The sequence below is a fragment of the Larkinella knui genome, from assembly GCF_003858645.1.
Taxonomy (GTDB): domain Bacteria; phylum Bacteroidota; class Bacteroidia; order Cytophagales; family Spirosomataceae; genus Larkinella; species Larkinella knui.
Genome location: NZ_RQJP01000006.1, coordinates 191,609 through 214,730, shown reverse-complemented (window position 1 = coordinate 214,730; position 23,122 = coordinate 191,609). Strand labels below are relative to the sequence as shown.

Annotated in this window: 23 protein-coding genes and 5 tRNA genes; all 28 read left to right on the top strand. The window is 47.9% G+C overall.

The features are described from left to right. The first annotated feature begins 151 nt into the window (after window positions 1-151). The 28 genes from EHT87_RS26845 to nusG all read left to right on the top strand — a co-directional run bounded on the left by EHT87_RS26845 (window position 152) and on the right by nusG (window position 23,041). A tRNA-Cys gene (locus tag EHT87_RS26845) sits at window positions 152-222 on the top strand. A 248-nt stretch (window positions 223-470) separates the two neighbouring features. Further along, window positions 471-1,742 (top strand): cytochrome c3 family protein, encoded by a 1,272-nt coding sequence (locus EHT87_RS26840; protein ID WP_124909868.1) that lies wholly within the window; start codon window positions 471-473, stop codon window positions 1,740-1,742. 45 nt (window positions 1,743-1,787) lie between these two features. After that, complete coding sequence (locus EHT87_RS26835) at window positions 1,788-4,886, top strand: TAT-variant-translocated molybdopterin oxidoreductase (RefSeq protein ID WP_124909867.1); 3,099 nt, start codon at window positions 1,788-1,790, stop codon at window positions 4,884-4,886. Window positions 4,887-4,938: 52 nt separating this feature from the next. After that, window positions 4,939-6,366: an NrfD/PsrC family molybdoenzyme membrane anchor subunit gene (nrfD, locus tag EHT87_RS26830; protein WP_124909866.1), complete on the top strand. Its 1,428-nt coding sequence runs from the start codon at window positions 4,939-4,941 to the stop codon at window positions 6,364-6,366. A gap of 73 nt (window positions 6,367-6,439) precedes the next feature. Beyond that, complete coding sequence (locus tag EHT87_RS26825; RefSeq protein ID WP_124909865.1) at window positions 6,440-6,976, top strand: DUF3341 domain-containing protein; 537 nt, start codon at window positions 6,440-6,442, stop codon at window positions 6,974-6,976. 15 nt (window positions 6,977-6,991) lie between these two features. Further along, a complete protein-coding gene (locus EHT87_RS26820; RefSeq protein ID WP_124909864.1) occupies window positions 6,992-7,600 on the top strand; it encodes a c-type cytochrome in 609 nt (202 codons plus the stop codon). A 36-nt stretch (window positions 7,601-7,636) separates the two neighbouring features. After that, window positions 7,637-8,959 carry a quinol:cytochrome C oxidoreductase gene (locus tag EHT87_RS26815; protein WP_124909863.1) on the top strand — a complete coding sequence of 441 codons (1,323 nt, stop codon included), beginning with the start codon at window positions 7,637-7,639 and terminating at the stop codon, window positions 8,957-8,959. 42 nt (window positions 8,960-9,001) lie between these two features. Further along, window positions 9,002-10,126: a cytochrome c oxidase subunit II gene (gene coxB, locus EHT87_RS26810; RefSeq protein ID WP_124909862.1), complete on the top strand. Its 1,125-nt coding sequence runs from the start codon at window positions 9,002-9,004 to the stop codon at window positions 10,124-10,126. Window positions 10,127-10,159: 33 nt separating this feature from the next. Continuing rightward, a complete protein-coding gene (locus EHT87_RS26805; RefSeq protein ID WP_124909861.1) occupies window positions 10,160-12,043 on the top strand; it encodes a cytochrome c oxidase subunit I in 1,884 nt (627 codons plus the stop codon). Then, window positions 12,018-13,040 carry a COX15/CtaA family protein gene (locus EHT87_RS26800; RefSeq protein WP_124909860.1) on the top strand — a complete coding sequence of 341 codons (1,023 nt, stop codon included), beginning with the start codon at window positions 12,018-12,020 and terminating at the stop codon, window positions 13,038-13,040. The genes EHT87_RS26805 and EHT87_RS26800 overlap by 26 nt, the downstream gene beginning before the upstream one ends. Before the next feature lies 1 nt (window position 13,041). Next, a complete protein-coding gene (gene cyoE / locus EHT87_RS26795) occupies window positions 13,042-13,929 on the top strand; it encodes a heme o synthase (protein ID WP_124909859.1) in 888 nt (295 codons plus the stop codon). A gap of 6 nt (window positions 13,930-13,935) precedes the next feature. After that, window positions 13,936-14,526, top strand: a complete 591-nt coding sequence (locus EHT87_RS26790; RefSeq protein ID WP_124909858.1) for a cytochrome c oxidase subunit 3 — start codon at window positions 13,936-13,938, stop codon at window positions 14,524-14,526. Window positions 14,527-14,543: 17 nt separating this feature from the next. Further along, entirely contained in the window at window positions 14,544-15,320 is a 777-nt protein-coding gene (locus EHT87_RS26785; RefSeq protein ID WP_124909857.1) for a cytochrome c oxidase subunit 3, read from the top strand. Between the two features lie 19 nt (window positions 15,321-15,339). After that, window positions 15,340-15,669 (top strand): cytochrome C oxidase subunit IV family protein, encoded by a 330-nt coding sequence (locus tag EHT87_RS26780; protein ID WP_124909856.1) that lies wholly within the window; start codon window positions 15,340-15,342, stop codon window positions 15,667-15,669. A gap of 1 nt (window position 15,670) precedes the next feature. Beyond that, complete coding sequence (locus EHT87_RS26775; RefSeq protein ID WP_124909855.1) at window positions 15,671-16,357, top strand: SCO family protein; 687 nt, start codon at window positions 15,671-15,673, stop codon at window positions 16,355-16,357. 15 nt (window positions 16,358-16,372) lie between these two features. Beyond that, window positions 16,373-16,915 (top strand): DUF420 domain-containing protein, encoded by a 543-nt coding sequence (locus EHT87_RS26770; protein ID WP_124909854.1) that lies wholly within the window; start codon window positions 16,373-16,375, stop codon window positions 16,913-16,915. 11 nt (window positions 16,916-16,926) lie between these two features. Then, a complete protein-coding gene (locus tag EHT87_RS26765; RefSeq protein WP_124909853.1) occupies window positions 16,927-17,205 on the top strand; it encodes a CAMCR motif-containing small membrane protein in 279 nt (92 codons plus the stop codon). A gap of 58 nt (window positions 17,206-17,263) precedes the next feature. After that, window positions 17,264-17,545 (top strand): DUF983 domain-containing protein, encoded by a 282-nt coding sequence (locus tag EHT87_RS26760; RefSeq protein ID WP_229321382.1) that lies wholly within the window; start codon window positions 17,264-17,266, stop codon window positions 17,543-17,545. A gap of 116 nt (window positions 17,546-17,661) precedes the next feature. Beyond that, on the top strand, window positions 17,662-18,249 hold the full coding sequence (locus EHT87_RS26755) for an RNA polymerase sigma factor (protein ID WP_124909851.1): 588 nt from the start codon (window positions 17,662-17,664) through the stop codon (window positions 18,247-18,249). Then, on the top strand, window positions 18,230-19,069 hold the full coding sequence (locus tag EHT87_RS26750; protein ID WP_124909850.1) for a hypothetical protein: 840 nt from the start codon (window positions 18,230-18,232) through the stop codon (window positions 19,067-19,069). Before EHT87_RS26755 ends, EHT87_RS26750 begins: the two co-directional genes overlap by 20 nt. Window positions 19,070-19,073: 4 nt before the next feature. Beyond that, window positions 19,074-20,096: an outer membrane beta-barrel protein gene (locus tag EHT87_RS26745; protein WP_124909849.1), complete on the top strand. Its 1,023-nt coding sequence runs from the start codon at window positions 19,074-19,076 to the stop codon at window positions 20,094-20,096. 187 nt (window positions 20,097-20,283) lie between these two features. Beyond that, window positions 20,284-20,366: transfer RNA gene (locus tag EHT87_RS26740), tRNA-Tyr, on the top strand. A gap of 84 nt (window positions 20,367-20,450) precedes the next feature. Next, window positions 20,451-20,526 (top strand) — tRNA-Gly (locus tag EHT87_RS26735). An 86-nt stretch (window positions 20,527-20,612) separates the two neighbouring features. Beyond that, a tRNA-Thr gene (locus EHT87_RS26730) sits at window positions 20,613-20,684 on the top strand. 58 nt (window positions 20,685-20,742) lie between these two features. Beyond that, window positions 20,743-21,930 carry an elongation factor Tu gene (gene tuf / locus EHT87_RS26725; RefSeq protein ID WP_124909848.1) on the top strand — a complete coding sequence of 396 codons (1,188 nt, stop codon included), beginning with the start codon at window positions 20,743-20,745 and terminating at the stop codon, window positions 21,928-21,930. Window positions 21,931-22,127: 197 nt separating this feature from the next. Continuing rightward, window positions 22,128-22,201 (top strand) — tRNA-Trp (locus EHT87_RS26720). Window positions 22,202-22,213: 12 nt separating this feature from the next. Next, window positions 22,214-22,405, top strand: coding sequence for a preprotein translocase subunit SecE (gene secE / locus EHT87_RS26715; protein ID WP_124910201.1), 192 nt, complete (start codon window positions 22,214-22,216; stop codon window positions 22,403-22,405). Window positions 22,406-22,483: 78 nt separating this feature from the next. After that, on the top strand, window positions 22,484-23,041 hold the full coding sequence (gene nusG, locus EHT87_RS26710) for a transcription termination/antitermination protein NusG (protein WP_114406417.1): 558 nt from the start codon (window positions 22,484-22,486) through the stop codon (window positions 23,039-23,041). The last annotated feature ends 81 nt before the right edge of the window (window positions 23,042-23,122 follow it).

The following is a 23,122-nucleotide window of genomic DNA, read 5'->3' as shown; positions in this document are numbered from 1 at the left end:
TTGATTTTTTGAAAAGCCGCGCTGTCTGGAATGAATTTTGTAGTAAGTTTGCGGCATAGTAATAAGTAGTGGAGTTTGGGAATTTAAGAATTCAGGCGGTTTTTCTAAGTAGAACTCCCCATTTTTTAGATTCCCAAACTCCAACACAAAAGGTCCTGTGGCCGAGTGGCTAGGCAGAGGTCTGCAAAACCTTTTACAGCGGTTCGAATCCGCTCGGGACCTCTTCCGGTGTATCGTACGGATACAATATTATTTAAATACCCAAATGCCATCTGACACTGCTCTTGCAGGCATCAGATGGCATTTTTTTTAGATTTAATTACTGATTAGAATGATCTTTCCGCTCTTGGAAAAGTAATTACTTAGACAAAGTATAAATAAAATTGTGTACTAAAATATCAAACCGCAAGTGTTTGATTAAAACCGTTCCTGTGCTACTTTTGTGCGTTAATGGAAAATAATTAGTAGGTATGCATACTGATTTTGTCAGTTTCTCATGGATTAAAATGTATTCGAAAAGTGTAATAAGTACGTTAGTAATTGTACTGATAGCACTGTTCAGTAGCTATCAGTCTGTGGCTCAGGAAGCCCCCGCTGCTGGTGGTGATGCGGCAAAAGGGAAGGAATTATTCTCTACTTTATGTCAGCAATGCCACGCGGTAACGGATGAAAAAGTGATTGGCCCCGGTCTGAAAGGGGTCACGAAACGCCGTGATACCGCCTGGTTGATAAAGTGGGTCAAGAATCCACAGGCGGTTATTTCCAGTGGTGACCCATATGCCACTGCCCTGTACGCTAAGTTTCAGCCCGTGGTGATGCAGAGCTTCCCGGACCTGTCGGATGATGATATCAAGAACATCCTGGCACACGTCGACGCATCTGCGGCTCCGGCTGCTGCTCCAACTTCGGGAACCGCAAGTGGAGGACAAACGGCAGGTACTGCTGCCAGCGAAAGCCCGTCCGGTTTATTTACGGCGGTATTGATTGGCCTGCTGGTCGTCATGCTGCTGGTGCTGGGCGTTTTACTGGTTCTGGTAACGATCCTGTCAAAAGCCGTTGGTCCAACTCCTGCCGGTGCGGCTGATCAGTCGGTGCCTTTCTTCCAGCGGTTGAAAAGCAACCTGAGTGCCGCAGCCAGTAACAGTACACTGCGTTCCATCGTTCTGTGGCTCTTTGTTTTTGTTGTAACCAAACAAACGTTCGACGGCTTATACAGTGTCGGTGTTTCGCAGGGGTATGCCCCCAAGCAGCCCATCGCGTTTTCGCATAAATTACATGCCGGTCAATACCAGATCAACTGTAATTACTGCCATACCGCCGTTTATAAAGGAAAATCAGCGACCATTCCGTCGGCGAATATCTGTATGAACTGCCACGGTGAGATCAAACGGGAATCACCGGAAATCCAGAAAATCTACAAGGCCATTGAAGAAGATCGCCCTGTTGAGTGGGTACGGGTTCACAATCTACCGGACTTTGCGTATTTCAACCACGCCCAGCATACCAATGTAGGTCAGGTTCAGTGTCAAACCTGCCACGGAGAAATTGAAAAGATGGAAGTGGTGGAACAACGGTCGTCACTCACGATGGGTTGGTGTATCGATTGCCACCGGAAAACCGAAGTTGCTACGAAAGATAATGCCTACTACGATAAATTAGTTGCCCTCCACAAAAAGGGAAGCAAAGAACCGTTGCGAGTGGCTAATATTGGTGGCCTCGAGTGTTCAAAATGCCATTATTAATCACACCGAATCCCATTAAACAGTTGAACGAATCAAAAGGACTGTATGGAAAGTACAAATAAACGGTATTGGAGGGGACTGGAAGAGCTACGAAACGACGAATCTTTTGTTAAAAACGCGTATAAGGAGTTTCCAGAAGCCACTGATAATAAGTCTACCGAATCAGGAAGTATAGTCGATGGCATTAGCAGTGACCGTCGGGATTTCTTAAAAGTATTAGGATTTGGCATGGCAGCGGTAACGCTGGCTGCCTGCGATACGCCGGTTCACCGCGCTATACCTTATATTAATAAGCCGGAAAGTACATTTCCGGGAATTGCCGATTATTATGCTTCTACTTATACGGAAGGAGGAGATTATGCCCCGATTCTGGTAAGGACCCGCGAAGGTCGACCGGTCAAAATTGAAGGAAATAATTTGTCGAGCATAACCAAAGGAGGCACCTGGGCACGGGTGCAGGCTTCCGTTTTGTCACTTTATGATATCGACAAACTGAAAGGACCAAAGCGGGGTGAAGCTGACAGCGACTGGGCAACGGTTGACAAAGAAATTCCAGGTCTGCTGCAACGTGGTGGTGCCATTCGGATTGTTTCCTCAACACTGGTAAGTCCGGCCACAAAATCTGCCATTGCCGCTTTTATTGCCAAATATCCGACGGCTACGCATATCCAGTACGACGCGAACTCCGTTTCCGGACTGATTCAGGCCAACCAGACTTCGTTTGGTCAGGCAGTAGTGCCTTCTTACGACTTCAGTAAAGCTAAAACGATTGTCAGCATTGCTGCCGACTTTCTGGGTAGCTGGATCGCTCCGTTAGAATTTTCGAGACAATACGTCGCAACCCGGAAAATCGGAGCAAACGCCGGTAATAAGAAAGACATGTCCCGGCACTACCAGTTTGAAACCGGTTTGTCCATTACGGGTTCCAACGCCGATTATCGGACACCCATTAAGCCTTCGCAGGAAGGGCTGGTTGTTGCGGCATTATATAATAAGGTAGCGGCTAAACTGGGTGGAACCCCGGTAAGCACGGCTGCTGTCGATGTTGCTTACCTGGATAAAGCTGTCACTGATCTGGTGGCTGCCCGGGGGAGTGCGCTGGTCGTTTCCGGTTCAAATGATCCCAACGTTCAGGTGATCGTTAATGCTTTGAATAATCTGCTGGGTAGTTACGGCACAACCATCGATCTTACCCACCCGGTTAATTACCGTCAGGGGAATGATGCCGCCATGAACACCTTCATCAGCGATGCCAAAGCAGGACGGATTCAAGCGGCTATCTTCTATGGAGCAAACCCGGTCTATGATCACCCACGGGGTGCCGAACTGAAAGAAGCTTTGCCAAAGATCGGTTTATCGGTTTCGTTTGCCGACCGGTCTGATGAAACGGCTTCACTTTGTAAATACACGTGTCCGGCTCCTCACTATCTGGAATCATGGGATGTGGCCGAGCCGAAACCCGGGTTCTACAGCCTGACTCAGCCGACGATCAATACGATTTTCAAAACCCGTCAGCCACAAGTTTCATTGTTGAAATGGGCCGGGTTAAATTCAGATTACGAGGCATTTATTAAAAATTACTGGCGCACCACGGTTTATCCACAAGCCGGAAGCGGTTTGCCCTTTGATCAGTTCTGGATTCAGTCCCTGCACGATGGGGTACTTGAACTCAAAACCGCTCCGGCTACCGCAGCAGGCACTTTCAGACCGGAAACCGTGGCCGCTGCTGCTGCTGCTGTAGCGCAACGCTACAAACCCACTGCAACAGGACTGGAATTAGCGCTCTATGAAAATGTAAGCATTGGAACCGGAGCGATGGCCAATAACCCCTGGCTTCAGGAGTTGCCTGATCCGGTTACTAAAGCGTGCTGGGATAATTACGCCTGTCTTTCACAGAAAACCGCCCGTGAACTGGGTGTTGAACAAAACGATCTGGTCACGATTGAAGTAACGGGTAAAACCGCTATTGAGTTGCCGGTTTTGATTCAGCCCGGTCAAGCCGACGGTACTGTTTCTGTTGCGATTGGCTACGGTCGTGAGAAAGCCGGGAAATCGGCCGATGGAGTTGGCAAGAACGCCTATCCGTTGGCATCGGTTTCGGCCAATTCGGTACTGTTTGCCGCTACAGATGTCAAAATTACGAAAGCAGGCGGAAGCCGCGCAATTGCTCAGACGCAAACGCACGATACCGTAATGGGTCGTCGGGCGGTTATTCAGGAATCGATCCTGGCAGCGTATAAAAAAGATCCTAAGGCCGGTCGGTATTTCCCGAAAGTAGTCACTTCGGAAGGTCCGGTTTCGCCGACAGATATCACGCTTTGGAAAGGGTACGAAAAACCGAACCATTCGTGGGGGATGATTATCGACCTGAACTCCTGCACCGGGTGCGGAACGTGCGTGATTAGTTGCAACGCCGAAAACAACATCCCGGTCGTTGGTCGGCAGGAAGTGATCAACCGGCGCGAAATGCACTGGATGCGGATCGACCGTTACTACAGCAGCGATGCGGAAGCGGAAGATCGGAAAGGGCTCGAAGTAGCTTCGGCCAATCCGGAAGTCGTATTTCAGCCGATGCTGTGTCAGCACTGCTCCAATGCCCCTTGCGAAACGGTATGCCCGGTATTGGCAACGACGCACAGCACGGAAGGCTTGAACCAGATGACCTACAACCGGTGTGTTGGTACCCGGTATTGCGCCAACAACTGTCCTTATAAAGTTCGCCGGTTTAACTGGTTCAAATATTTCGACAACGACAATTTCGATTACCACTTCAACAACGATCTCGGAAAGATGGTTATCAATCCGGATGTAACCGTTCGTTCGCGTGGTGTCATCGAGAAATGTTCATTCTGCGTACAGCGTATTCAGGAAGGCAAACTGACGGCCAAAAAAGAACGCAGAAGACCGGAGCCAGATGAAATCCAGTCGGCCTGTGCGCAGGCTTGCCCAACCGGAGCCATTATTTTTGGCGATATGAACAATCCGGAGAGCACGATTTCACAACTGCTGAAAGTGGAAAATGAAGGCCGGGCTTTCCAGGTGCTGGAAGAAATCAACACCAGACCGCAGATTTCGTACCTGACCAAGATTCGGAATAAGGATGAAGAACATAAGCCGGTTGCGGCTGTAAAAGAAGGGGCGTAGTTTCACCTCAGATTGTGAATCCATAGTTCATTAACTAGTAAAATCAACTACCATGCACGTTACATCACCCGTGAGAACCCCACTGGTAACCGGGGGCAAGACATATGCCGACGTGACGGAAGACATCTGCAAGCAGGTTGAAGGCAAACCTACCCGCGCGTGGACGATCGCTTTTGTCATTTCTTTTGTCGTATTGATTTACGGTACCTGTTGCGTCTTCTGGACCTGGTGGGAAGGTCTGGGCGTCTGGGGATTGAATAAAACCGTTGGCTGGGCCTGGGACATCACCAACTTCGTGTGGTGGGTGGGTATCGGTCACGCCGGTACGCTGATCTCCGCCATTCTGTTGTTGTTCCGGATGAAATACCGGACATCGATCAACCGGGCGGCTGAAGCCATGACCATCTTCGCCGTTCTTTGTGCGGCCAGTTTTATCCTGATGCACATGGGCCGTCCCTGGCTGGCCTACTGGGCGTTACCCCTGCCAAACACCTTTGGCTCGTTGTGGGTGAACTTCAACTCGCCCCTGGTCTGGGACGTATTTGCCATCAGCACGTACTTCACGGTATCACTGGTTTTCTGGTACATGGGGTTAGTGCCTGACTTGGCCACCATCCGCGACCGGGCAACGAGTAAAGTATCGCGCTATATTTATGGTGCTTTCTCACTCGGCTGGAATGGCGGTGCCAAAACCTGGGCACGGTATGAATACATCAGCTTGATTCTGGCCGGTATTTCAACGCCACTTGTATTATCTGTTCACACGATTGTAAGTATGGACTTTGCCACGTCGGTTATTCCGGGCTGGCACACGACCATCTTCCCGCCTTACTTCGTTGCGGGTGCTATTTTCTCCGGTTTTGCGATGGTACAAAACCTGATGCTCATTACGCGGGTCGTTTTCAAACTGGAAGACTACATTACGTTCGAGCACATCGAGTCCATGAATAAAATCATTCTGCTAACGGGTTCGATCGTAGGGGTAGCTTATATTACGGAGTTCTTTATCGCTTGGTATTCGGGCGTCGAGTATGAGCGGTATGCGTTTCTAAACCGGATGATGGGACCGTATTGGTGGGCCTACTGGATGATGATGAGCTGTAATGTAATTTCTCCACAGCTATTCTGGTCACGCCGGATTCGCCGGAGCATTACCTGGACCTTCGTATTGTCCGTAATTGTAAACATCGGTATGTGGTTCGAACGGTTTGTGATTATTGTTACATCACTGCACCGCGATTACCTGCCTTCAAGCTGGGCCATGTTTACTCCCACGATGTTTGACATTGGTGATTATATTTTCTCATTCGGATTTTTCTTTACGCTGTTCCTGCTATTTGCTAAATTCTTGCCGGTTATCAACATGTTTGAAGTTAAGGCAATTATCCGCTCAGCATCCGAAAGACTACCAACGTCGGTATCGGGTGTTGCAAAGGGCGAAAGCGTTACAAATCCAACCTTTAATAAAAACGTCGAGTAATTGGGTTTTTCCATTACCTGCTTGATTACCCTGGACAACCAGTTACTCATTTACCAAAATTTCATTAAAAGCAATGTCAGTTCAACATAACGATAGCGCGAAATTTCTGGTAGGCGTTTATGATGACGATGAAGTCGTCCTGAAAGCCGTTACAGAAGTTAAAAGCGCGGGTGTGCGGATTCACGAAGTCTACTCCCCATTTCCCATTCACGGGCTTGATGTCGCATTAGGCCACCCACGTACGCGGATTGGTATTGCTGCCTTCCTGTTTGGTTTATCAGGGCTGCTTACGATGATTGCCCTGACGTACTACACCATGGGCTATGACTGGCCTATGATTATTGGGGGGAAAGATCATTATGCTTATCCCGCCTACATACCGGTTATGTTTGAGCTTACGGTACTTTTTACGGCGCTTGGCATGGTCGGTACGTTTCTGGTATCCAATGGCTTAGGTCCCACGGTGAAACCGCTGATGTTTGATCTACGCAGTACGGATAACAAATTTGTAATGGCAATCGATTTGAGCAAAAACAAGCAATCAGAAGCTGAGATTGCAACGGTTTTGCGCGCATCCGGCGCTGCAGAAGTAAATGTAAAACAATTTTAATCCGACTGACGACACATGAAGTTTATGCGATTGAACCGCTCTCTTCTGGTGATGGCAGCCGCCATGCTGACAATAACCGCCTGCAAGCGGGGTCACGACAATCCAGGTAGCGAGTATGCACCAAATATGTACGAGCCGGTCGGTTATGAGCCTTACAAACAAGTTGATGGGTTCAAAACTCCTTATAATAGATATGGTACGGCTTTATGGCTGCCCGTAAAAGGAACCGTCTCGCGTCGTAATTACAATACGACTTTCGGAGAAGGAGATAGCACGGTTAGAAACCTGATGATTTACAACATCCCTTCGGATAGTATTGAAATTGCGGAACGGACCCTGGTAAATCCCATTCCGCTCAACGAGAAAACCCTGGCCGAAGGAAAAGAATACTATACCCGTTTCTGTCAACACTGCCACGGTGAAACCGGTAAAGGCGACGGGCTGGTAGGAGCCCAATATAAAGGGGTTCCTAATTATGCTTCCATGTCGGGCATGAAAGAAGGGCATATTTTTCACGTGATCACCTATGGTAGAAACCGGATGTGGCCTCATGGCTCCCAGATTACACCCGAGGATCGCTGGAAAATCGTGCATTACGTCCAGAAATTGCAAAACGGCGGTTAAACAGTACATTGAATACTCATTATAGTTCACAAAGGAATGGCTCATACACATTCAATCCCGTCTGTTGACGAACAATTTGAATTTACAGCCGAAAGCAAACGCCGACTGACCATCGGTATTATTGCTGGGGTCGTACTGGTTGGCATTGGTGCTTTCATGGCCGCAAAAGGAATTGGCGGACACGAACATGCTGAAGCGGCTCACGGAGCTGCTGCGCATGGCGGGGCTGCTCACGAAGCCGCAACGGAAGCACACCATTACAAATGGACTACCCGTTTGTGGGCCAACGTTTGGGTGAATAGTATTTATTTCACGGGGGCGGCCGTAGCAGGCATGTTTTTCCTGGCCTATAACTACCTGGGGCAGGCCGGCTGGTCGGCCGTATTCAAACGCGTTCCTGAAGCCTTGCCGGCTTTTCTGCCGGTAACAGGTGTCATCATGCTGATAACCTTCTTTGTTGCCGGACATGATCTGTTTCACTGGACGCACGAAGGCTTGTATGAAGTAGGTGGCCCGGAATATGACCCAATTATTGCCGGCAAAAAGGGCTTTTTAAATACGCCCTTCTTCCTGGGACGAATGATTTTTTACTTCGTATCCTGGTACGGATTGTGGAGAGTAGTTCGTAAATACTCTTTGCAGGAAGATCTGGAAGGTGGAACAGCCTATTACGAAAAAAGTATCAAGTACTCGACGGCGTTTCTGGTTGTTTTTGCTGTCACCTCCTCCACCTCTGCCTGGGATTTGATCATGTCGATCGATACCCACTGGTTCAGTACCATGTTTGGCTGGTATACGCTGGCAAGCTGGCACGTAACGGGCTTAGCCGTGATTACCCTGGTAGTAGTAAGCCTGAAAGAAAAAGGCTATCTGAAAGGTGTCAATGACAGCCATTTTCACGATTTGGGCAAGTTTATGTTCGCTTTCAGTATTTTCTGGGCTTATGTATGGTTTGCACAATTTATGCTCATTTACTACGCTAACTTACCGGAAGAAACCATTTACTATCGGGAACGGTTTAGTGGGTATGGCGGTATCTATAAGGCCCCGTTTTTCATCAATATCTTCATGTGTTTCGTCTTCCCTTTCCTGGTTCTCATGACACGGGATGCTAAACGGACGCCTATTATTCTGAAAATTGCCTGCTGGGGAATTCTTGTCGGTCACTATTTTGACTTCTACACGAATATTATGCCTGGAACGGTGGGAGAGCATGGCGGATTTGGACCGATTGAGTTCGGAATGATTCTGATCTTTGCCTGTGCCTTCATATGGTCAGTATCTGCACAGTTAACGAAAGCAAACCTGATTCCTAAAAATCACCCGATGCTCGAAGAATCTTTGCATCACGATATTTAAGAACCGGTTCTTTTTTGTATTCAAATTCATTCACAGATTGCTATGGTTTACATTGTAGGACTGTTGTCGTTGGTATTTCTCGTACTGGCTATTCTGGTACTGACGCGATTGACCTCTGTTTTAAAAGGCGTTAACACTGACGCAACAACCGAGGAAAGTATAGGATCAAGTGTAAATAACCGGATAAACGGGTTTCTGTTCCTGGCGTTTTTTGTGGTAGGGCTGATAGCCGCAGGTTGGTCATTTATACATGCTTCACAGTTTTTTCTGCCCGAAGCATCGTCACCGCACGGTCGCCATACGGATAGCTTGTTTTGGTTAACAATGACCATCATCACTATTGCTTTTGTGGTGACTAATGCACTCTTGTTTTACTTTGCCTTTAAATACCAGTACCGGAAAAATCATCGGGCAACGTATTATCCGGAAAATCACAAACTTGAGTTGATCTGGACCGTTATCCCGGCGATAGTTATGGCGTTGCTAGTCTTTACCGGCTGGCGGGCATGGCGTGATATTACCAAAGAAGCGCCTGAAAACGCATTGGCGATTGAAATTGTGGGTAAGCAGTTTAACTGGGAAATGCGGTATCCCGGTGTTGATAATGACAAACTGGGCAATTACAACTATAAGTTGATCGATGCCGCCAACAGTCTGGGGATCGACCTGGAAGATGAAACGTCGTTCGATGACGTAACGGTATCGAGTGAAATGCACATTCCGGTTAACCGGCCGGTTCTGCTCAAAATCCGGGCGAAAGATGTACTCCACAGCGTTTTTATTCCGCACATGCGGGTGAAAATGGATGCGGTACCGGGAATGCCTACGCGGTTCTGGTTTATTGCCGATAAAACAACGGAACAGATGCGGAATGAAACCGGTAATCAAAATTTCAAGTATGAGATTGCCTGTACGGAAGTGTGTGGCCAGGGGCACTTTTCGATGAGAACAACACTAGTTGTTGAAGACGAAGATGCCTACAACAAATGGATGGCTGAACAGAAACCGTGGCTGACCAAAAACCCGGATTATCTGGCACGTGTACCGGAAAAACTGAAAGCAAAAGCGGCAAAATATATACCGGCAACTCCGGCTGAAACCCCAGCGGACAGCACAGCAGCACCTGCTGAAGGAGCCGGAGCAACTACCAGTGCATCGTTGCGCTAACTAATTAACCTACGACTTTATAAATCTGATACTATGGCAACCGTTGAAACGAATGCAGCATCATCGGCGGTTCATGTTGAAGAACATGACCATCACGAGGAGCTAAGTTTCTTAAGGAAATATGTATTCTCGGAAGACCACAAGACGATTGCAAAACAATATATGTTCTCAGGTATTTTCTGGGCCATTATTGGAGCATCGCTTTCCGTGCTGTTCCGTCTGCAATTGGGCTTCCCGAACATGACCCTCGAATGGCTTCGCCCCATTCTTGGCGGATGGATCGACGAATCCGGAAAGCTTGATAAGGAATTCTATCTGGCGATGGTTACCATGCACGGTACCATCATGGTTTTCTTTGTGTTAACGGCCGGATTGAGTGGTACATTCAGTAACTTCCTGATTCCCCTGCAGGTTGGTGCCCGCGATATGGCATCCGGTTTCCTGAACATGCTTTCTTACTGGTTTTTCTTCATCTCCAGCGTTCTGATGTTTTCGTCGCTGTTTATCGAAACAGGACCAGCCTCCGGCGGTTGGGTAATTTATCCGCCCCTGAGCGCTTTGCCACAAGCCATGTCCGGCTCTGGTTTGGGGATGACTCTCTGGTTGATGAGTATGGCCATTTTCATTGTCTCTCAATTGCTGGGCGGTATCAACTACATTACGACCGTCATTAACCTGCGGACGCGGGGTATGTCGTTCAGTAAAATGCCATTGACCATCTGGGCTTTTCTGCTGACGGCTATTCTGGGTTTGATTTCTTTCCCGGTATTATTGTCAGCAGCTCTGCTGTTGATCTTCGACCGGAGTATGGGAACCAGTTTTTACCTGTCAGAAATTTACATTGGCGGAGAAGCGTTGCCGAACATCGGTGGTAGCCCGATTCTGTTCCAGCATTTATTCTGGTTCCTGGGCCACCCGGAAGTATACATCGTATTGCTCCCGGCGCTGGGGATCACCTCCGAAATTATCGCTACGAACTCCCGTAAACCCATCTTCGGGTATCGGGCCATGATTGCCTCCATGATCGGTATTGCGTTCCTGGCGTTCATTGTGTGGGCTCACCACATGTTTGTAACGGGGATGAACCCATTCCTGGGATCAATCTTTATGTTCCTGACGCTGATCATTGCCGTTCCATCGGCGGTAAAAGCGTTCAATTACATTACGACGCTGTGGCGCGGTAACATTGTGTTTACACCTGCCATGCTATTCTCGATTGGCCTGGTATCTTTCTTTATCTCGGGCGGTTTAACAGGTATTATTCTGGGAAACAGCGCGTTGGATATTCAGCTGCACGATACCTACTTTGTCGTTGCCCACTTCCACCTGGTTATGGGGGCTGCATCGGCTTTCGGATTCCTGGCCGGGGTTTACCACTGGTTCCCGAAATTCTTCGGTAGAATGATGAATTCTACTCTGGGACATATTCACTTCTGGCTCACCTTTGTCGGTATTTATCTGGTATTCTTCCCGATGCACTACATTGGTATTGCCGGTTTCCCGCGTCGGTATTATTCATTCACTACCTACGAAGCATTCCGGACGTTCGGTGATCTGAACATGTTTGTGAGTATCGCAGCTATTTTCACCTTTACAGCTCAGTTCATCTTCCTCTTCAACTTCTTTTACAGCATTTTTAAAGGCAGAAAAGCTTCGCTGAATCCGTGGAGATCGAATACGCTGGAATGGACTACTCCGCTGCATCCGGGACACGGCAACTGGCCGGGCGAAATCCCACCGGTATATCGCTGGGCTTATGATTACAGCAAACCGGGTGCGACTGATGATTTCATCCCCCAAAATGTACCTTACTCCCAAACGCCGGAGTCCAATCTGCCGCATGAAAATGCACTGATTGCCATCGAGAAAGAGATTGAGGCACAGAACTATAATGACCAGTTCAAACAGCCTCACTAATCAACGTGAACACCTGTTCCGGCGCCTGGCCCTTCTGACAGTTATTTTCATTTACCTGCTGATTCTTGCAGGTGGGATTGTCAGAAGTACCGGCTCCGGAATGGGCTGTCCCGATTGGCCGAGGTGTTTTGGACGATGGGTGCCGCCAACGGAAGTTTCTCAACTGCCTTCAAATTATCAGGAAATCTACGGCGCAAAACTGAAAGGAGAAGTTGAGTTCAATGCGGTTAAGACCTGGATCGAGTACGTTAATCGCCTGTTGGGTGCTTTTGCTGGTCTATCGGTTTTTGCCCTGCTCGTTGTTTCGATTCCTTACCTTCAAAAAGACCAGCGGTTTTTTTACGGCAGCCTCATTTCGTTCATACTGATTGGCCTGAACGGCTGGCTGGGTTCGCGCGTGGTGGCAACGGAATTAGCCCCGTATCTGGTAACCTTGCATATGTTGTTGGCAATTCTGGTTGTATTTGCCCTTCTTTATGTAATGGCTATTTCGTATACCGGCCGGGTCGCTGTTGAAACCATTGTTACGAACAAAGCCAGTGTTAACCGGATCCTGTTTTGGGCGATGATTTTTTCGGTGGTTCAGGTGTTGATCGGAACGCAGGTGCGGGAGTCTATTGACGAAGTCATTCAGCGAATTGGCTACAGCGAGCGGTATCGGTGGATTGACAGCTTGGATTTTCGCTTTTACGTTCACCGGTCATTCTCTTTGATTATTCTGGTATTCCATCTGGCCGTTATTTACCAGTTGCGGAAAAATACCACCACCAAAGGACTGCTTTCTCAACTGACCACCGCTTTACTGGCCTTGGTTCTGATCGAGATTTTAACGGGCGTCGTGATGGCGTATTTTGCGGTTCCAGCCGCGGCCCAACCCATTCACCTGACGCTGGCCATTGTGATATTAGGAATACAATTTACGGCGATGCTGATGCTGAATGCCGACCAATTGTTAAAAAATCGGGCTGTTCAACAGCCTCATTATTCAAAACTATAGAATGCAACAAACCAAAACCATTGGTATCAGTGCGTTTGCATTAAAAGGTAAAGCGTACTTCGATTTGCTGAAGTTCCGGCTATCGGTTTTTGTCGCCTTGTCGGGCATGTTCGGTTACAGCCTGGCTGTTAGCCGGATCGACTGGTTAAAGCTGGGTTTATTGTTTATTGCGTCGCTGGCTATGACCGGTTCAGCAAACATCATCAACCAGATTATTGAGAAGGAATACGATAAATTGATGAAACGAACGGCGGGGCGGCCTTTGCCGACCGGTCGGTTAACGGTTCAGGAAGCAGCCATTTATGCATTTGCCCTGTTCATTGTTGCCTGTTTTCTGTTCATTGTATTTTTCAACCTCCGGTCCTGTGCGCTTTCCGTTCTTTCTTTGCTGCTCTACGGATTTGTGTATACACCCTTGAAGCGTGTTGGGCCAATTGCGGTTTTTGTTGGCGCCTTACCGGGAGCATTTCCCCCCATGATTGGCTGGGTTGCGGCCACCAATCACTATGGTCTCGAACCCGGTATTCTGTTTGCTATTCAGTTTTTCTGGCAATTCCCTCATTTCTGGGCTATTGCTTGGGTTGCCGATACCGATTATACCAAAGCCGGTTTCAAATTGCTGCCATCGACGGGTGGTAAGGATGAAAAAACCGCTTTGCAAATCATGATTTACACCCTTTTTCTGTTACCGGTTGGCTGGCTGCCTTACGAATTAGGCATGACCGGTATCAACTCGGCAATCGTTGCCATGGTGTGTGGAATTCTATTTCTGACTCAGACGTTTTACTTAATGAGAAAGCGAACGGATAAGGCAGCTTTACAGATCATGTTTGGATCATTTCTGTATTTGCCGATTCTTCAAATCGCCTTTTTGTTAGACAAATTGTAACAGACTATGAGCGAAACGATTAAAATCTTGCCGATGGTTGAGGAGCCCGAAGAAACCCTATCAATGAACCCCAAAAAGTTCATTGTCTGGATGTTCGTGGTCAGTATTGTGATGTTGTTTGCAGCTATGACGAGTGCTTATCTGGTTCGTCGGGCAGAGGGAAACTGGTTGGAGTTCAAAATGCCGGCTATTTTTATGTATAGTACGGTGGTATTGCTCATCAGTAGCGTATCGATGCATTGGGCCTACCGGGCGGCAAAAAAAGATGATTTTGGGGTATTGAGAACAGCAATTTCTATTACTTTTGCGTTTGGGCTGGCGTTTTTAGTAATGCAATTTATAGGTTGGAAAGATCTGGTAGCTCAAAACGTGTATTTTGTCGGTAATCCATCCGGCTCATTTATGTACGTTTTTACCGGGCTTCACGCTTTTCACCTGGTCAGCGGTCTGATTGTGCTTTTATATGCACTGCGGGCGGCTTTTCAGTTGAAAATTCATGCTAAAAACCTGACTCAGATTGAAGTTTGTATGACCTACTGGCATTTTTTAGATATCTTGTGGGTCTATTTGTTTGGCTTTTTATTGTATTTTAATTGATTCAATTTCCGTAAAGCATGGCTGCTACTGCAACAACCGAGGCACCGGTGTTCGACAAGAAGACCTGGATGGGTGGGGTAGAACCGATGAGAGTGAGCTACGGTAAGCTCATGATGTGGTTCTTCCTGATTTCCGATACCTTCACCTTTTCTGCATTACTGGTAACCTACGGGTTTATCCGTTTCAGTTACCAGGCCTATGATCCGGCCATATTTGGAGAGTATCATTTTTCAAATCTCTACTGGCCAATCCCGGAGCGGGTGTATGAATCTGTGCCCTTTTTGCATGGTGTTCAGTTGCCGCTGGTGTTTGTCGGTATCATGACCTTTATCCTTATTTTCTCATCGGTTACAATGGTTCTGGCCGTTGAAGCCGGTCACCGGATGGACAAAGCCGCCGTCGAGAAATATATGCTCTGGACTATTCTGGGTGGGTTGACTTTCTTAGGCAGTCAGGCCTGGGAATGGACTCACTTTATTCACGGAACCGATGAGGGAACCGTGATCAGGGAGTTGGTGAATGGCCAGTGGATTGAACGCACTATTTTTGGTGCTAATCTCACCGAAAACCAATACGGTCCTCCGGCTTTTGCGGATCTGTTCTTCTTTATCACCGGATTTCACGGTACCCACGTGTTGAGTGGCGTTGTCTTGAATATCCTGATTTTCTACCGGACTTCCTTTGGCTTGTATCAGCGTCGCGGCCATTATGAAATGGTTGAAAAAGTAGGGCTGTACTGGCACTTTGTCGACCTGGTTTGGGTATTCGTCTTTACGTTCTTCTACCTGGTTTAATTTTTTTGGAGATACAATTATGGCAGATCATAGCTCACATCACCACGATACGGAATCCGGCGTTATTGCCGAGCCACAAACCAAAGCAATCTGGAAAACCTTCGTTATTCTTTCCGTTCTGACGGCGTTTGAATTCCTGATTGCTTTTACATTACACCACGGTTTTCTCAAAACGTCGATTTTCGTCTTAATGACCATTGTGAAAGCCTTCTACATTGTTGGTGAATTCATGCACTTAAAGCACGAAGTGAAATCACTGATCTGGGCCATCGTGTTGCCCTGTATCTTTGTAGTTTGGTTGCTGCTTGCCTTGCTGATGGAGGGAGGCTTCGTTTTCATCGCAAGATAATATGGCGCGCATTATAAAAGCCGGAATCCTCCTGCTCCTGTTGGTGGTTCCGGCTTTTGTTTTTATCTTCCTCAAGCTCTTCGGTCAGAACCAGTTCACGCTCCAGACCTTTTTTCCGGTTATCGACGCCAAAACCGGGAAGATAGAAACCCGGCCTGCCGCCAAGTCTGGTTGGAGCGGAGAAACCCGGGATACCGTTTTCTACACCATTCCCCAGATCACAGGTGCATTACCGGATAAAAAACCGTTTTCTACGGCGGCCTTAAAAGGTAACGTGTACGTTGCTTCCTTCTTTGGTCTAAACTGCGATACAACCTGTGCCCGGGTGGCCGGTCAATTGAATCGGGTACAGGACATTTTTACCCAAAACCCGAACGTAACTCTGGTCTCTTTTGTCGACACGGATTCGGCCGCAAGGCAGGTTGTAAAATCGTTTGAAGTGCAGCCCGATCGATGGCTTATCGCTAAACCGGATACCCTGGAAACCACCTTTATTGGCGAACAATATTACCGGATCAAACAACGCCCGATGACGGGCCGTAAACACGAAACTTTTACGCTTTATGAGGGGTTGGTATTGGTAGACCACGAAGGACACATCCGGGGGTTTTACAATGGAACCGACAAAACCGACGTTGATCGTTTGGTGCTGGAAATCAGAGTTCTACTAGATATTTACGCAAAATAACAGGCCGATTCAGGTATGGTAACCTTGCAAATTGAACAAAGTAAAAAATACAGCCGGCTGATTAATATTCTGGCGATTGTCATTCCGCTGGTAGTGGCGGTTCTGTTGGGAATTCGTCAGAAAGTCGATCTGGGCGATTGGACCACCTATTTGCCACACATCAATGCGGTTATTAATTCGGTGACGGCAATTTTATTGCTGATGGGCTTGTACTTCATCAAACAGAAAAATAGAGCGGCTCACCGCACAACAATGCTTACCGCCTTTGCGCTGGGTTTTATTTTTCTTCTGAGTTACGTTTTATACCACCTGTCGAACGAGTCGACGCCGTTTGGCGGGCAGGGCTGGATTCGGCCGGTCTACTATTTTTTGTTGATCAGTCACATTAGTTTATCGATTGTCGTAGTGTGGTTCGTGCTGCGGGCGGTTTATTTTGCCTTGAGTGGCCAGATAGCCAAACACAAGGCGACCGTGAAGTGGGCGTATCCCATCTGGTTATATGTCAGTATTACCGGTGTGGTCGTTTATTGGTTAATTGCTCCCTATTACAATCATTAATCCATCGGGCTATGAAAATCTGGAAAAGCTTTTTGGCCATTGTCGTACTTTACCTGCTTACTTTCACCGACACGTTTGCTCAATGTGCCATGTGCCGGGGAACGGTAGAAAGCACCATGAGCAACGGACGTAACCATGTCGCTGTTGGATTGAATACCGGTATTCTCTACTTGCTGGTAACGCCCTATTTGCTGGTAGCAATCATTATTTTTCTTTGGTTAAGAACCAGTAAAAAAGAACATGGCAAACGTCTCGCAATTGCAAGCCGTGTCAAAGGGGCTATGTCCTAGGTGTAGACAGGGAGCGATTTTCAAGTACCCGGTTTATGAACTCCGGCGATTTGATGAAATGTACAAACACTGTCCGCACTGCGGCATAAGGTACGAAATTGAACCCGGTTACTTCTGGGGTGCCATGTTTGTCAGTTACGTTCTGTCAGCCGGTGTGGCTCTGGTGCTCGGTTTTTTAATTTTCTACGGATTGAATGATCCAGGTGGTTGGACCTATGCGCTGCTCATCTGCCCGGCACTAGTTTTAATTACCCCCGTCAATTTCCGGATTTCCCGCATCGTCTGGCTTCATTTCGTCTCGGGGATTCAGTATGAGCCGGATAAAACATCCGAATTTTAAGACATTTCAAGCCCGGTCCTGCAGGACCGGGCTTATTTTTTGAATAATTTCAACCCACCATGCAACCTCGACCGACCCGGTTTGCATCTTGTTTCTGAAAACGATTTTTAACCTGCATGATTCGACGATTACTCGGATATTCAACGGAAGCGCAGATGATCACTGCACTGCAACGGGCCGACGGCCGGGCGCAGAAGGCATTGTTTGAGCGGTATTCGTCGAAAATGCTGACAATCTGCGTCCGGTATGTCTCTAACCGCTACGAAGCGGAGGAAATCCTGATGGACGGTTTTATGCGGGTTTTTGAAAAAATCGGGCAGTACAAAAGCGAAGGAAGCTTTGAAGGCTGGATTCGGCGGATCATGGTGAATGAATCGCTAATGTATCTGCGGAAGAACAAACAATGGCGGGCCGAAATAGCGCTGGAAGATACACTGCCGGAGGCAGACACGACATTTGCCGATCAGGATTTGATTGCGGAAGATTTAATGAATCTGCTCGACCAATTGCCCGCAGGTTACAAAACGGTATTCAACCTGTACGCAATTGAAGGATACAGTCACGCTGAAATAGCCGAATCATTAGGAATAACCGAAAGTACCTCCAAATCGCAACTGCACCGCGCGCGGGCTCTCCTGCAACGGTTGCTGATGCAGTTGGACGTAAAAAAAAAATCAATAAGTTATGAGCCAACATCCTATTGACGATCTGTTCGCCAACCAGCTAAGGGATCACGGAGTAAAACCGCAACGGGCTTCGTGGGACGAATTACAACGCCGGATGAACGAGAAGGAGGAGCGTAAATCGCCCTTCATCTGGTGGTATGCGTCGGCAGCCAGTGTTGCGGTAATCCTGTTGGCATCGTGGTGGCTATGGTCAGGAAATGAAACCGGGAAAACCGGTTTTTCAACCAACCCGATTGCGCAACGATCCCATAAGAAGTCCGTACCTTCTCAAACTCACACACCGGCTGCGGAACGGAAGACGGAAGAGGTACAGCACGCTGAGGAGCCGGTAGTTGCTTACGAAAAACCGATCGATTCCCGACAAAATGCCCAAACCGTAGCGCATCGCCAACCCGCTAAAACCGTACAACCGGCGCGTGAAGAACCATCCGTGATTGAGCCAGTTGCAACACCCGGTTTGTTGGAAGAAGCTCGGAAACCGGAAACGGTCGTCGCCGAAGTGAAACCGAAGCAGACCGAACGGACCTTGGTCGTACAGATTGCCGCTCCGGAACTTGCAGCAACGTCTTTAGCTGCGTCGGCGGAGTCGGAAACATCCGGATTTGCCGAAAGCAACGACGATCAACCGAAGAAAAAGCGCTTCCGGCTGGGCCGGGTTCTGCGCCAGTTCAATAAGCTGAAAGCCGGCGAGTCCGTTGAGTGGGAAGAAGTTGGGGTTCAGCCGGGCGCTCTGCTGGCGCGGGCATCGGAACGTGTGCAGGAAGGAAAAGAAAAAATATCGAATTCCTACGAAAACCTGCGCTACAACGCATTCAAGAAAAATTCAAACAACAAATAGGACCATGAAATACGTAGTCACCACCCTCCTGATGCTGTTCGGAAGCCTGGCGTGGGCCGCTCCCGAAAGTCTGAAAGCCGATTCGCTCGTTATTTTATTCGGCAATAAAACCCGTTTGGTGATCCATTCCAATGATAAGGAAGGAATCCGGCAGTTGTCCAATTATGACATCAATAAAATTATCCGGGATATGGGTCTGAAACTGGATTCGGCCAAAGCGGGAGAAACGTTCATTGTGATTGATGAAAACCGGGTGCAGCGGTATTTGCAGGATACGGTATTGGTTGTAACGCGGAGAGATGGCGAAGTTCAGGTGACCATTAAAGAGTCGGAAGGAAGGCCGTCCAATCGTTCTGATAATGACAATGATTCGGATTGGTCCAGTCGCAACCACAGCCGGCGTCGGAAAAAAGACAACTGGGACATCGGAGCCGAAGGCGGTGGTATTGGCTTGAATAGTCTGATTGAGAAAAGTCCTACCGCCGGTTATCCTGGCGAAAGTTACCGACTGCGCCCCCTGGGATCGCGTTACATCAGCCTGGCATTAAGTCAGGCACCAACGCTGGCCCGGAGCCAACACGTTTCGTTCAAGCTCTTTTATGGTCTGGAGGTGTCGTGGAATAATTACATGTTCGACAACGACGTAATTGCCCAGAAAGGACCCAATGGCGTTGTGTTTGCGGAGGCCGGGCGGGAATTGAAGAAAAGCAAATTAACGGTTTGCTCGGTGAATTTGCCGGTAGTACCCCGATTGAGCTTCTACAACAGCAGTGGCCGTAAGCTGGGGCATCTGGGCTTCGGCGGGTATGCGGGGTATCGGGTGGATAGCTATACGAAAGTAAAAGAGCTGGATAGCAAGAAAGATCGTCAGCACTCAAACTTCTACCTGAATGATTTCCGCTACGGTCTGATTGCACACATCGGGATTGCCCGCACTAACTTTTTTATCAAGTATGATCTGAACCCCTTGTTCGTTGCCGACAAAGGTCCAAATGTTCGTTCATTGAGTTTTGGGATCGGTTTATAATATTTCTTCTGCCGTAGAAACCGCCCTCTGCTTACGTCAGGGGCGGTTTTTAATTGCCTCTCTATCGACTGAACTAAATTTATTTTAAGTGAATAGTTGACTTAGCAAAAAAAGCATGTAATTTTGCAACTCCATTGGCAGAAGTGCTGGTTGAATGACATCAAAAAGTACTTTTTAAGGGCTGAAAGGGGAGTTTCCAGAGTGGCCAAATGGATCAGACTGTAAATCTGCTGGCGTACGCCTTCGGAGGTTCGAATCCTCCACTCCCCACAAAGTAAAAGTGTAGTTAGTTTATAGTTTTAAATTTATCGTTTTGATCAGAAACGATAAACCACAAACTTAAAACCGACAAAAGCGGGAGTAGCTCATTTGGTAGAGCGGTAGCCTTCCAAGCTTCAGGTGGCGGGTTCGAGCCCCGTCTCCCGCTCCAGATAATGAATAGTGTATAATGAACGTGACGAGTCAATCATTTTCATTCTGCATTATTCATTTTTCTTAGTATACGAGTACATAAAAGCCGTTGTAGCTCAGTGGTAGAGCACTTCCTTGGTAAGGAAGAGGTCAGGGGTTCAAATCCCCTCAACGGCTCAGAAACGGCAAATTTCAATCAATTATAATAACCAGTTCAATTTAAGCTTTTCCAACAATGGCTAAAGAAAATTTTGACCGTTCCAAGCCGCACGTCAATATTGGTACGATTGGTCACGTTGACCACGGTAAAACGACCCTGACCGCTGCCATCACGAAAGTGTTGTCAGAAAAAGGTTTGGCCGAAAAACGCGACTTCTCGTCCATCGACAATGCTCCGGAAGAAAGAGAGCGTGGTATTACGATCAATACCTCGCACGTAGAATATCAGACGGTAAACCGTCACTATGCGCACGTTGACTGCCCAGGCCACGCTGACTATGTGAAAAACATGGTTACGGGTGCTGCTCAGATGGACGGTGCCATTCTGGTTGTGGCTGCTACAGACGGCCCAATGCCCCAGACGCGTGAGCACATTCTGCTGGCTCGTCAGGTAGGTGTACCTCAGCTGGTTGTTTTCATGAACAAAGTGGATATGGTCGACGATCCGGAACTTCTGGAACTCGTTGAAATGGAAATCCGCGAACTGCTGAGCTTCTATGAATACGATGGTGACAACATTCCGGTGATCCAGGGTTCTGCTTTGGGTGGTCTGAACGGCGACGCCAAATGGGTAGCAACCATCGAAGATCTGATGGCCAATGTCGATAGCTACATCCCACTGCCTCCGCGTCAGACGGAACTTCCGTTCTTGATGCCGGTAGAAGACGTGTTCTCCATCACGGGTCGTGGTACGGTTGCTACGGGTCGGATCGAACGCGGAATTATCAACTCTGGCGAGCAGGTTGAAATTCTGGGTATGGGTGCTGAAAACCTGAAATCAGTTGTTACAGGGGTTGAAATGTTCCGGAAAATTCTGGACCGTGGCGAAGCCGGTGACAACGTAGGTCTGCTGTTGCGGGGTATTGAAAAAACCGATATCCGTCGTGGTATGGTTATTTGCAAGCCCGGTTCAGTAAAACCGCACGCTAAATTCAAAGCAGAGGTTTACGTTCTGTCGAAAGAAGAAGGTGGTCGTCACACGCCATTCTTTAACAAATACCGTCCGCAGTTCTACTTCCGTACCACGGACGTAACGGGAGAGATCTCCCTGCCTGCGAACGTCGAGATGGTTATGCCCGGTGATAACATCACGATTGAAGTGCAACTGATCAACAAGATCGCCATGGAGAAAGGTCTTCGTTTCGCTATTCGCGAAGGGGGCCGGACGGTTGGTGCAGGTCAGGTAACTGAAATCCTCGACTAAAGTAACGTCGTTAACAGAGCAAGTGCATTTCTTTCGGGGAATGCACTTGTTTTTTGTGAATATTTAGTAACTTTGCAGTCCGTTTCGGCGGGCAACAGAAACGAAGAGAAAAGAGATAGGATAAAAGAGTCGATTACGCATCTTTTGTCTTATTTCCGCATCAGCGGTCCGATTTTTTTTCTTTCTTCTAACTAAACACGGGTGTAGTTCAAGGGTAGAATAGCGGTCTCCAAAACCGTTGATGGGAGTTCGAATCTCTCCACCCGTGCCAATCACATCACAGATGGACAAGGTTACCTCATTTCTGAAAGACTCCTGGGAGGAGGTTCAGCATAATGTTACATGGCCAAAGTTTGGCGATCTCCAATCCAGTTCAACGCTGGTATTGATTGCATCGCTGATTTTTGCACTGCTGGTAGGAGGCATCGATTTTTTGTTTGAGAACGCGCTGAATCTTTTTTATCAGTCGTTTTGATGCCAGGTCATAATTGTCTCTGTGTGATTCGGAGTTGGTAATCATTCAGTAACAATTACAAATCGTAACGAATTCACGATGGAAAGCGGAATCAAATGGTATGTCGTCCGGGCCATTTCTGGTCAGGAAAAGAAAGTCAAGTCTTATCTGGAAAACGAAATTACCAGACAAGGTTTGGGTGACTTTGTTCCACAGATTCTGATTCCTTCCGAGAAAGTTTACGAAATGCGGAACGGAAAAAAGCGGGTTCGTGAGAAAACGTTCTTTCCGGGCTATATTTTGATTTCCGCCGATCTCTCCAATGGGGAAGTCTCGCACTTAATCACCAGTATGCCCGGTGTACTGGGTTTTCTGGGAAACGCCAACGGCCCGACCAAAATACCGGTACCGTTGCGGCAGGCCGAAGTAAACCGTATTTTGGGGAAAGTCGATGAGATTACTCAGGAAGTGACAACCCCAACGGTTTCGTTCCTGAAAGGCGAATCGGTGAAAGTGGTGGATGGCCCCTTCAGTGGCTTTATCGGAACCGTCGAAGAAGTGTTCGACGAACGGAAGAAACTGAATGTTGTGGTCAAAATTTTCGGTAGAAATACCCCTGTAGAGCTGAGTTACGCACAAGTAGAAAAGGAAAATTAACTGGCTATGCCCGAGACAACGCCGTCGTATGCTTCCCACTGGACGGCCCAGTCATTCGCAGGGCTTAGCGTAACAAACCAG